Raw genomic sequence first — 11,715 nt, forward strand, 5'->3', positions numbered from 1 at the left:
AAACTTGTTTCATTTATTTTTTGATTTTCGGTTAATTTTTTGATTTTCGGTTAATTTTTTTATTTTCGGTTAATTTTTCTATTTCTGGTTAATTTTTTGATTTCCAGTTATTTTTCGATTTCTATTTATTATTCGATTTCCAGTTACCTTCCCATTTTCAGCTACCTTTCCATTTTTAGTTATTTTTCTGATCTGAGCTTTTTATCTGGTGCAGAAGCTTTTTGACCTGTGGTTTTGGCAGAAAATCTCCTTGAAAATAGACATGCAACTGCAAGCAGTGTAACTGTGAAACTCACAGGCAGGAAATGAATAGCTGAAGTTTTCTTTGTTGCTGTTTCATTTAGAGTCCAGTGCCTGACATCTCCAACCGTATTTCCTTCAATAGCAAAACATTCATGTGTGCCGTTTTGTTCAAAATCGAAGATCCAGATGTCTTCGTTTCTTTTAAAAGAAATTTCTATATCCTTTAATTCTCCAGGGTTTAACCCTGCTTCAGCAGCACTTTGCCTGGCAAGTTCAAGTGCTTGAGTTTTTGAGCGGACTGGGCCCGAAAGCAAGAGTTCCGGCTGTTCGAATTTCACAAATTCATATGCTTCTGTTGTATATTTGAGACCCCTTCCAAACCCCCAGCTTCCGTTACTCAAACTTATTTCCACTTGATATGGGCCGTTTAATTCATTCTCGCGGATTCTTCCGCCTTCAAAATTGAGGAGAACCTTACTGGTATTTCCATCCAAGTAGGTGGAATTTTTTGCTAGGTTAATCGCACGAAACTCATGAACTGTTGAACCTTTACTCTCATGATAACCCAGGTCTACACTCAGGTCTCCCGTGAAAAAATAAGTAGAAGGCGCGTCACTCTGAGCATTAAACTTAACTACCAGGTAATCATACAGCCCATCTCCATCCAGATCTAGCCCGTAATCGGAAACCGGTCCAACGACCTGAACGGGATTTTGAGGACCTGCTGTCTCTTCAGGATCTTTGTCTGCTATAGCAGGACTCATCAATGCAAAAAGTAATATCAGTGAAAGAGTAAGTTGAAATAATATCCTTTTTTTCTTCTCAATCAAAATGTATATTTTCGAACCCATATTATATATCCCCGGCTCTAACCAGTCAGAGGCAACTTTAAATAAAAGTGAAAAATTTAAATTGAAATATAATAAATTTAAAAAATGTTTTTAGGGCTTAAGCCCTGTATGTCAAACCCCACTCTGACCTTTTCGGTGGGTTTGCCTCAAGCATTTCTCTCCATTTTTCATCGTTCAGGCGAGCTTCGATCGGCTGCTTGAACTCGTAATAGCTCATAACAGGCCCTACAGCCAGGAAAATCCTGCCGTCAGGAACCTTGTAAGCCACAATCGCCATATCCACGTATCCTGTTCCTTCCTCAAGTACGAGTCCGTCATTTGGTTCAGTGTAAACATCTGCAACAAGGGTAGTTTTCCTGGCTTCTTCGTCAACACTTGCACTCATTAGAATCATTTCTCCAAACTTGGAGATGTAAACTTTATCTTCCTCTGTCAGTTCCTCGTTTTCAAGTTCCTTTTCGGAAATCTCGATAAGCCTTTCCAGCATAATCTCAAGGCTTTCGAATCTTCCTTCTGTATCTTCATCAAGCACATCCAGTTCTTCAAGCCCATCTTCAGTCATCCTGGTAAGGGCTAACAGCCTGTTATAAAATTCAGGTACCGGTTCCACATATCCCACGGGTTTGTCCCCAAATACAGGAAGTGATACATCCATTCCATAGAGCTGTTTTGAATAAAGAATCGTATCGTGCCTGAGTTCGGTCCAGGAAGCCAGCGACGTACTCAGTTCCTTGTCCTTCCAGGCGTCGGTTTGCATAAAAGTCGGGTATCCTGAGCCGTAGTCTTTCAGGAGGGGTTGAAGGGAATAAAGCCAGGACCAGTAGAGGTTTCTGTTCCAGTCGGCTGCGCTGAAGTTCGAAAACTCCGAATCCAGTTCCCCGTACCTAAGACTGTAATTTTTATAACTGGAATCATTCAGTTCGCCAAGCCAGTAAACAGCCCTTTCCGATCCCATCAGAGCCATCGCATCAAGCCCTCGAGGGAAGCCCCTGTTGTTCCCGTATTCGGAAGCTGTATAGGTGAAAGGTACGTGCTCCTGATTTCCAGTGTACTCTTTAGTATAGGGACCAGTGAGCCTGGAGAAAAGATAAGAATCAGGGATAAAACGCTGCCCTATGAACCTGAAACCTTTCGTATCCTCAAGGAGTTGATCTGCCTGTTCAGCCGTTAGAATAAGCTCGTGGGCTCCACTTCCAGTACCGCCATAAATCTCCGGGCTCCGATATCCTGCAAGCTTTACTTTCAGTTTTTCCACTGTTGTTGCGTTAAAGTTCCTTGACCCATTTCCAAATACTGATTCTATTGCTTCCATATATTCGTAATGTCCGAGATCGTCAGAGATGCCCACATAAAAAGCCGTAATCTTGTAGATCCGGTCCCATTTCTTGAAGAGATCGGGATCGTCTTTAAGCTGGGAACTTATCAGGCCTGCCTGGATAGTCTGGATGCGGGCATCTTTTGCAGGATCTTCCGATTTAATTAATTTCTCTTTCAGTAGCATGCTCATCCTGCCGTGCCACATAAACGCCCTGAAATAATTTTGCAGTATTTCGGAGTGAGTATAGTGACCTCGCGGCACGTACTGGGAATAATCTTCCTTATATTTGAAAATCGGAGAAAGTTCAAAACCCTGGTGAGCTTCAATCAGGGCAAGTTCGGCTTCAACATCTTTTTTTACAAACTCAGGGATCTCAAACTGATATTTTTCCTTTGCTGAAGGGTCAAAGTATACTCCTGCCTCAGGACCGTAAGGATCCGTTATCTCCTTTATTTGTTCCTCTTTGGGTTGGAGCAGGCTCAAAGCAACTGAAAAGTAGGCTGCGTTTCTTCTTGCGGCTTCCTTTTCTTCTCCTGAAGCTCTATTATAATCCTCTACAGATGCATTAAGCAAGGATTTATCAAGTTCCCACAAAAGATCGTATAACTTATTTTGCTCGAGCTGGCTCATACTGTCATCAAACTGGACGTGGTAGAGGTGGAGAAGAGTATCTGAAGTTATGAATATCAACTGCCCTTCGTTTTCAAGGCTGTTATACATAGCAGTAATGTCATCTTCTTTCGAATCGTAAGGATTGGAAATTACAACAAACCCATTTTCTTTCAGCTTCTCCAGAGCTGTTTCATCGGTCAGAAATTTATGAGAAAACTTTCCATAATTCGTAATATCGGATTCTTGTAGGGGAAGTTCGTATTGGGGAGATTTTAGTTCTATATCAAGAGCGTCAAGTCTGTAATTCTCTGCAAGCGATGAATTCTCGGCCTCAAAACCGGAAAGATTTACTGCTTCGGTTTTCAGATAGCCCGTTGAAGTATTTCTATCACTGTCCACTTCTTCTATCATTTCAGTTCCGTCCTTTTCGTTTAATCTGGAACTTTGCTCCAGGCATCCTCCTGTAAAAATGGAAACCAGAAGAATAAGAAATATCATAAGAGTTATAACTGTCTGAGTTAGATTCTTCATTCTTTCATCTCGGTCGCTCTGGATCAGTATCTTATTCGAGCTTTGCTCGCTCAGAGGGGGTGGGGTTTGCCTTCTAAATACATAGGTTCAGATTTTTGGTCAGACGTCTTGTTTTGCAACCGAAGATCTGTATATGGGGTCAAACATTTTCAAATATTAACTTTTTTATGTTTGTTGGACTAAATATTTCAAACTATCCGAAATTCTGTTAAGTTAAATACAGCTAAAAAATATGCTAAGTAGTACACTAAAAAAGATAAAAAGTAAAAAAAGTAGAAAAATTATAAAACAATATACTGGAAAAAATAAAAATGGGAAAATTAGAAAAGAGTACATTGAAATAAGTAAAAAATAGTTGAGAGTAAAAATTAAGAAATGTATGTTGCAGACCACTCCGGTCTTTTAGGTGGGTTTGCCTCAAGCATTTCTTTCCATTTTTCATCGGTCAGGCGTTCAGACATGGGCTGCTTAAACTCGTAATGGCTCATCACGGGTCCGGCTCCTAGAAGTATCCTGCCATCCGGAAGCTTATATGCAACTACCAGCATGTCAACATACCCGACTCCTTCTTCAAGTACGTCTCCTGAGTTTCCGTCGGTATGAACATCAGCGATTACTGTAGTTTTCTTAACATCATCATCGGCTCCATTTGTACCTTCAAGCTGGTCACCAAAATTCTTGATGAACTCGTATTCTTCGTTTGTCAATTCCTCATTTTCCAGTTCTTTTTCCGAAATTTTTTGAAGTTTTGTCAGGATCTCTTCAAGTCTTGCAAGTTTGCCCTCTGAATAGGGGTTAAGTACTTCCATTTCACTCAAACCCTGTTTTGTCATCTTTGTCAAGGCAAGCAGCTTGGCGTAAAAATCCGGAACAGGTTCAACATAACCCACAGCAGTTTTTTCTTCAGGTTCACCTGGTGCTGCGCTACCAACCATGGTTTCGCTCTGTTTTGCATAGAGAATCGTATCGTGCCTGAGTTCGGTCCAGGAAGCCAGCGACGTACTCAGTTCTTTGTCCTGCCAGGCATCGGTCTGCATAAAAGTCGGGTAGCCTGAGCCGTAGTCTTTCAGGAGGGGCTGAAGAGAATAAAGCCAGGACCAGTAAAGGTTCATGTTCCAATCGGCTGCGCTGAAGTTCGAAAACTCCGAATCCAGCTCTCCATACCTTGCGCTGTAATTTTTGTAGCTGGAATCGTTCAGTTCGTCAAGCCAGTAAACAGCTCTTCCCGAGCCCAGTAGAGCCATCACATCAAGCCCGCGTGGAAAGCCGCGAATTTGCTTTCCTGCTCCTGAGGTTACCAGCGTAAACGGAGCTTTATCTCCTTCTATAAGTTCTCCTTTATATTCTCCTGTATAGGGATCGACAATGTTTGAGAATACATAAGAATCCGGAATAAAACGCTGCCCCATAAAGCGGAAGCCCGTGGTGTTTTCGAGGCATTCGTCAGCCTGCTCGGAAGTAAAGGGCGGCTCCAGGACACAGTTTCCAGTACCACCATAGATCTTTGGGCCCTGGTATTCGACAAGTTTGGTTTTTAGTTCGTTGACCGCCGTTTCGTTAAATTGCCTTTTTCCACTACCAAAGACTGAATCCAGAGCTTCCATATACTCATAAGGCCCAAGGTCATCGGAAAAACCTACGTAAAAAGCTGTAATTGTATAGATCCTGTCCCAGTTCTTAAGGAGTTCAGGCTCTCTTTGGAGTTCAGAAGCAATTAAACTGGCCTGGATAGTTTGGATGCGAGCATCCTTTGCTGGGTCTTTTGATTTGATCAATTCACCTTTCAAGAGCATGCTCATTCTCCCATGCCACATAAAAGCCCTGAAGTAGTTTTCTAATTGCTCGGTGCGAGTATAGTGGCCTCGCGGTACATATTGAGAATAATCCTCCTCATACTGGAAAATTGGAGAAATAGCAAAGCCTTTGTGAGTTTCTATCAAAGTGAGTTCAGCTTCAACCTCTTTTTTTACGAAATCGGGAGTTTTGAACTGGTACTGTTTTGCTGTATCCTCAGGGAAAAGGGACATATAATCAGAATCGTAGTCATCTTCTTTCTGTATCTGCTCAGGTTTCGGCTGGAGAAGACTTAAAGCAACTGAGAAGTAGGCTGCATTTCTTCGTGCAGCTTCCTTTTCGTCTCCGGAAGCGCTGTTATACTTCTCGATAGAGGCATTTAGCAGAGAAAGGTCTGTCTTCCAGAGAGTATCGTAAAATTCCCTTTCTTCTATCAGTCTAAGAGTTTCATCAAACTGAATGTGGTAAAGATGCAGCAGGGTATCCGTAGTAATAAAAACAGGAATCTCCTCTTCCTGGAGGGAAGAATACATTGAAGTTATATCTTCTTCTCCGGGGTTGTAAGGATCCTTTATCACAACAAAGCCATTATTCTCCAGAAGCTTAAGATCAGACTCGTTCAGAGAAATTTTACCGGAAAAATTTCCATAATTGGAAATTTCCTCTTTTTTAAGAGGTAATTTATAAGAAGGCGCTTTTAACTCGAGATCAACAGCTTCAAGTCTGTAGTTTCCCGCAAGAGACGAATTTCCGGCTTCATAATCGGAGAGGTCTAATGCCTCGGTTTTCAGCCGACCAGTTAAAGAGTCTTGGTTATTGTCTACCTCCTCTGTCGTTGCATTCTTTTCTTGAACATCGTTATAAAGATTCGGTAAACTGTCGTTGTTCATTTCTTTGGTTGTTTCATTGCCGTTCTTTCCGTTTAAACCGGAACTTTGATCCAGACATCCTCCTGTAAAAAGAGAAACTATAAGGATTAAAAGAACTAAATAAATTTCAATTAGCTTGGTCCCGTACTTCATTCTTTCATCTCGGTCACTTTGGCTCAATATCTGATTCGAGATTTCTCGCTCAGAGGTGGGGTTTCTGCCTTCTCAGTCTCATAGTCCAGATGTCCTGTTTTGCAACCTAAGACCTGTAGAGAGGGGTCAAAAATTTTCAAATATTAATTTTTTTATGTTTGTTGAATTTAATATTTCAAACTATCTGAAATTCTGTTAAATAAAATCCAGCTAAAGAATATGCTAAATAGTACACTAGAAAATATAAAAAGTAGAAAAATTAGAAAACCATATACTGAAAGAAATAAGAATAGGAAAATTAGAAAATAGTACATTGAAAGAGATAAAAAATGGAAAAATTAGAAAATAGTTGAGAGTAAAAATTAAAAATCCGGTTAATAAAAAATTTAAACCATAGTGGTTAAGTTTTTTGACATTTAAAAGAAGAAAGTATATTCTTTTTCCTTTCCTCTTTTTCCTTTCCTCTTTTTCCTTTCCTCTTTTTCCTTTCCTCTTTTTCCTTTCCTCTTTTTCCTTTCCTCTTTTTCCTCTTTTTCTATTTCCCATTACTCATTCGGACTTAGAGGGTCTATCCTGAAAAGCAGAATCATGAATAGTGCAGTTACAGTCCCTGTCCCCCATAAAAGTGGGTCTCTGGTAAAATTCAGGAGCATGCCCATTACCAGCAATAAAGTCCCAATAGTCAGTAAAATCTTAAATTTTCTCTCCAATTTTTTCCCCCATTTCCCTTTTGAGTATTAAATTCTTAAGTATCGGTATCAGGCGCTGAAAGACGTCCAATAATTATTCCTTGTAGATAATTGGTTTTCCTACATTATCTATTTTTTGACATAGATCATCTGGTTAAAAGTCCAGTAATAATTGAGGTTAATATAATTAGAAAGAAATGCTCATACAGGAAATAACACTACGGGTATTTGTTTGATAAATAAAGCCATAGGAACACTGTACCACAGGATGGAAAACGAAAAATTCAGTTTAAACTTAATAAAATTTGTCTAAATATACACAGCTTCAAAATCCAGGCAATCTAATGGTTATCTGCTGGCTGGCAAGGGAAGATAGTCTCAACAAAAGATATCATATTAAAAATCTTTTTCCTTCTATTAACATACTTCCACGTTGTTTTTTGCATGACACCTGTGTTTATGGGGGCGATTACTATATCACTATTTATACTAAGTGTATACTAGTTGTATTAAAGTAAAGCATAAATATTCAGACTAACGCAACTATTCAGGCTACATGAGTAAGTTGATTGCTTTTGATACCAAAGATAAGTATGTTACCAATCGATAGAATCATAAAAAGCAGTTGTAGTCAACAATTAATAGAAACTGGTTCAGAAAAATATGTCCGTTAAGCTTTATTAAAAAAGATTATGAAAGTCGTTTCTCTAAGGCTGAGTTATTGGATAAAAGCGTAAAAAAGTTACAATTGGTAAAACCATAAAAATTAGAGCAGTTTGTTTAAGAAAATAAAATTTTTACACTTAATCACTTTTATACTTAATCACTTTACACTTACTAACTTTTATGCTTAATCACGTAAACGAGTGAGAAATATTTGATATTCAAGATTCATTTAAGGTTCATTTAAGGTTCATTTGAGAGCCATTCTTACAAATATTTTCTAATTATTTTAAAATCGGATCTCCAGTTTATATCTGGACTTTTTCAGGATTTGTACACTTGAACTGAGGAAGCAGTAGAATATGGATTCAAGCTGCAAGATAATTTATGGGTGATATAACTGTTAAATAAAGCACCAAATGTAAAAATGCTGAAAACTAAATCCGCTCTGGTTTCGGACCTGCCTTCGGATGAGGTTTATATATTCTTTAATCTCTGGGTTGGAAACGGTGGATATGGAAACTCGAAGAATCTAGAAAATCCGGTTGTATGTTTCAAAGTTGAAAAATCCTGGATTGAGGATAACAATCTCGACCAGGCTTAAATTATCCTGAACAGGTACAATGATACAAAATGGAACCGCTTTCAATCAACCAGCCTTTCAGGGGAAGATGATACATATCTGTATCATAGCCGAACTCCCTGGATTTCTCCTTTCGTAATAACGGGTAAGACGACAAAAAAAGAAATTTTGGCTGAAATTCCACCTGAGCCTGACGCTCAGACTTCTGCTCAAGAACCATTCTGCTCAAGAACCATTCTGCTCAAGAATCATTCTTATGCTTACGTTTTTTAGTTGTTCTGCTCATAACTTTTTGGGACTCTAAGCTCTGGAAATTAACAAAATACTCCAGAACAATACTTTCTGCACTTCCCTTCTATAAATATTACAGAAAGTCCGGGAAGTGCAAGTTTTGCCAGGATCAGTTCGGAAAGTTTGGGATTCAAGATCGTCTTTTCGATTTCTTTCCCTGATTCGACCTCATTCTCAGCTTTATCCATAACTTTTTCTGTTTTATCAGCCCGTTTATCAGTCTCATCTATCGCTTTCGAAGTTCCATTCACTGCTTCCTCTTCACTGGCATCGATATTGAAGACAGAAACATCAGGGGTTATTGCCTTAACTACTTTCCTGAGATCGGGAACAGCCTGCCCGCCGGTCATCGCTGCAACCTCATTCTGGAGTACAAGCACAAGCACATTGCAGCCTGTAGTCGCGGCACTCAGGAGTCCGAGAATGCCCGAATGCGCCAGAGCGAAATCTCCGATAACGGCTATACTCTTTTTCTCAAAGCCACATGCAACCGAGATTGCCGAGCCAAGCGCAAAACTAACATCAACTGCCGCAAGGGGCTCGGGTGCACTCCGGACGGAACAGCCCATATCACCGGCAATCCGCACGTCAAGAGTGCTGAGAAAGCGGTAAAGGGGAAGATACGCGCAGTCGTCACAGATTCCAACCCTGTTTTTCTTTTTGGCTTTGAGAGTAGTATCTGCAGGTTTTACAATTTCTTTTTCGATGTGCTCAAGGGCAAATTCAAGGTCTTCAGGTCTGACCTGCCCGTATGGAAGATGTCCTGTCTTTTTCCCATAAACCTTGCCAGTAACCCGGATCTGCTCCTCTATAAAGGGCTCGGACTCTTCGACAACGAGTATCTTCTGATTGCTATCCAGAAAAGCCTTTATCTTTTCGAGGGGAAGAGGGTTTACAAGGCCAAGAGCCAGGTGAGAAATTTCAGGGTGAGAAACCTCAGCATGAAACTCGTTCTGCTTTTTCAATAATTCTTCCACGATTGAAGACATGAAACCTGAGGAAATGATCCCCAGATATCCATGCTCCGAACCTGATCCGTTTCCGGTATTTCCGGCTGTCCTTTTTCGTATCTCATTAAGGTCGGTGTTTTCAGCTTCCTTTTCCAGTAGAGGGTAGGTTCTTGAGTGAAAAAGCCTGTGTTTTTCTACCATTCGTTTTTTCCAGATTGCACGGTCAAATTCAGGATGAGGAGAGGAAGACTTCCGAAGGCGGTTTATTTTTCCTTTAGTTTTTTCCAGGCTTGCAATGACCCTCAGAAGAACAGGCGTCCTTGTCTCTTCCGAAAGCTCGTAAGCTCGTCTAAGTGTCCTGTATGCCATATCTGGCGAAGCCGGGTCAAATACTGCTATCTCTGCTATCCGGCCATACCAGCGAGAATCCTGTTCATTCTGAGAGCCCTTTGCACCGGGATCATCTCCTGCAATTATGACAAGGCCGGCTCCTATGGTGTGGGTGACAGAGGTTATAAGAGGGTCAGAAAGCAGGTTCATCCCCACATGCTTTACAAGCACAAGCGTCCTTCTGCCAGAAACTGATGCTCCTAAAGCGTTTTCAAGGGCAACTTTCTCGTTTGTGAGCCATCTGGCATTATAATCCTGTATTTTGGAGGCATTTCGCATTATCTCGAAAGCTGCTGCCTTCCTGGAATCCAGGTTTTTTTCTTCTGAGGTATTTAAAAGCCCTTTTCCCACGGGTATTCTCAAAAAAAGTTCCATAAGGGAGGTAACAGGATAGCCGGGGACACCTGTTATGAAGCTGACATCACTATCAAGGGCTGCAAGGTAAAGGGCTTCAAACCCGGTGTATTCTGGTGCTTCTTTTTTTTCTTTCAAATTGATCCCACGCTGTGGAATTCAGAAGATGCCGAACTCAAAGTTTCGTAAAACCGGTTTGAAACTTGAGTTCCATCGAACTCAGTGTTCAAGCAATTCAAATCCGGTTTGAGGTTTTTATTTCGGCGTCCTTGCTTTTTACCTGTTTTTTTAGATTTCTTAAACGTTGTTTTTAAGCCCCTCGATATCAAGAGGCTTGATCGGAGTGCCTGGAATTATGGACTCATCAGGTCTTCCGAACCAGGGGAGAGAGGCAAGTGCACCTATTACTCCGTTGCCATCAAGCAGGACTTCCACACCGTTTTCTCTAGCGCACTGCAAAGCTTCGGCTTTCAAGATCCTTTCAGTCCGGCAGCGGTTGCTGTATTTATATAATCCTTTTGCATAGAAATCTGAAAGGACAACCAGTCCGGTTTGGGATGAAGCGGTGTATTTCTTAATCGCTTTTTTGAAAGTCTCTACCAGCCTTGATTTCGCTTTTTCATTCACACAGCCGAATTCAAGAACTGTAGACATGCAGTTCTGGGTTTTTTCCGGAACAGGGAAAAGCTGGACAAGAGAATGTGAAAGATAAACGGCTTCATGGCAGTCCAGTTTTCTTGCAATGTTGTGGGTCAGGGTCCAGGTGGCTCCTACGTCTTTTGAGTCCGTGTCGTCTATGCCTATAAGGACACGGTCTCTGCGCGGAACTGCAATCGTCCCCTTTGCGCATTTTTCGCCTCCTGATTCTGAGATCTTATAATGAAGAATTCCGTCTGCAAATGCCCTGCAACGGGTTGCGCCAACACCTCCGCCTCCTAATCCGGCATAGGTGATCTCCACCTCATTCCCTTTCACGACCACTGATTCGATACCTGCGGCAGCGATGGAAGGTTTGAGTTCCAGGTTTGAGGTTCCGGTTTTCATGAAATAGCGGATCATATTTCCGGTTGAACGGGCTTTCAGGACAAGGGGCGCTTTTGCATAATGGTAAAGGGACCAGCAGGCCCCACTATAACAATTGGAGTGCTCAATTATCTCTGCATACTCATTTGCTGCGTCACAGATAGCATAAATGCCTCTATAAGGCACAGTATAAGGATCATCCAGGATTACTTCCTCAATATCCCTGCTGTCCAGTGCACAAGCGTTTATATGTTTTGTAATTCAGAAAACCTCCTTTTTAGGGAATAAGAAACTGGGAGGGAAATTTGTTTAATCGAAATGCCCATCTCTTAAGATATATATAGATATCGTAATCTTAGTAATTCGATGAGATGAAATTCGATAAGTAAAGTTCGATATAA

General features: G+C 40.9%; 6 protein-coding genes and 1 pseudogene. 1 reads left to right on the plus strand and 6 read right to left on the minus strand.

Annotation, left to right across the window (positions count from 1 at the left end):
• Nucleotides 1-179 precede the first annotated feature (179 nt).
• The 4 genes from A9239_RS17645 to A9239_RS19810 form a co-directional block, all read right to left on the minus strand.
• Entirely contained in the window at nt 180-1,094 is a 915-nt protein-coding gene (locus A9239_RS17645) for a hypothetical protein (RefSeq protein ID WP_048116568.1), read from the minus strand.
• Between the two features lie 97 nt (nt 1,095-1,191).
• Nucleotides 1,192-3,555, minus strand: a complete 2,364-nt coding sequence (locus A9239_RS17650; RefSeq protein ID WP_048155824.1) for a DUF3160 domain-containing protein — start codon at nt 3,553-3,555, stop codon at nt 1,192-1,194.
• 368 nt (nt 3,556-3,923) lie between these two features.
• Nucleotides 3,924-6,371: a DUF3160 domain-containing protein gene (locus A9239_RS17655; protein ID WP_048116572.1), complete on the minus strand. Its 2,448-nt coding sequence runs from the start codon at nt 6,369-6,371 to the stop codon at nt 3,924-3,926.
• A gap of 545 nt (nt 6,372-6,916) precedes the next feature.
• Complete coding sequence (locus tag A9239_RS19810) at nt 6,917-7,081, minus strand: hypothetical protein (RefSeq protein WP_155396437.1); 165 nt, start codon at nt 7,079-7,081, stop codon at nt 6,917-6,919.
• A gap of 1,069 nt (nt 7,082-8,150) precedes the next feature.
• Between A9239_RS19810 and A9239_RS18675 the strand changes: the two are divergent.
• Nucleotides 8,151-8,579 (plus strand): annotated as a pseudogene (locus tag A9239_RS18675) (PGF-pre-PGF domain-containing protein).
• 41 nt (nt 8,580-8,620) lie between these two features.
• Here the strand turns inward: A9239_RS18675 and A9239_RS17670 are convergent.
• Together A9239_RS17670 and mmp11 are read right to left on the minus strand one after the other, a co-directional pair.
• Nucleotides 8,621-10,429 carry an indolepyruvate ferredoxin oxidoreductase subunit alpha gene (locus tag A9239_RS17670; protein ID WP_048116577.1) on the minus strand — a complete coding sequence of 603 codons (1,809 nt, stop codon included), beginning with the start codon at nt 10,427-10,429 and terminating at the stop codon, nt 8,621-8,623.
• A gap of 159 nt (nt 10,430-10,588) precedes the next feature.
• Entirely contained in the window at nt 10,589-11,500 is a 912-nt protein-coding gene (gene mmp11 / locus A9239_RS17675) for a methanogenesis marker protein 11 (RefSeq protein ID WP_080941428.1), read from the minus strand.
• Between the last annotated feature and the right edge of the window lie 215 nt (nt 11,501-11,715).

Origin of the sequence: Methanosarcina sp. A14 (assembly GCF_001729375.1) — an archaeon.
Taxonomy (GTDB): domain Archaea; phylum Halobacteriota; class Methanosarcinia; order Methanosarcinales; family Methanosarcinaceae; genus Methanosarcina; species Methanosarcina barkeri.

Bases quoted from the DNA above. Each gene is read 5' to 3' on its own strand.
- A9239_RS17645 (WP_048116568.1), bottom strand. From the start codon at position 1,094: ATGGGTTCGAAAATATACATTTTGATTGAGAAGAAAAAAAGGATATTA.
- A9239_RS17655 (WP_048116572.1), bottom strand. From the start codon at position 6,371: ATGAAGTACGGGACCAAGCTAATTGAAATTTATTTAGTTCTTTTAATC.
- A9239_RS17650 (WP_048155824.1), bottom strand. From the start codon at position 3,555: ATGAAGAATCTAACTCAGACAGTTATAACTCTTATGATATTTCTTATT.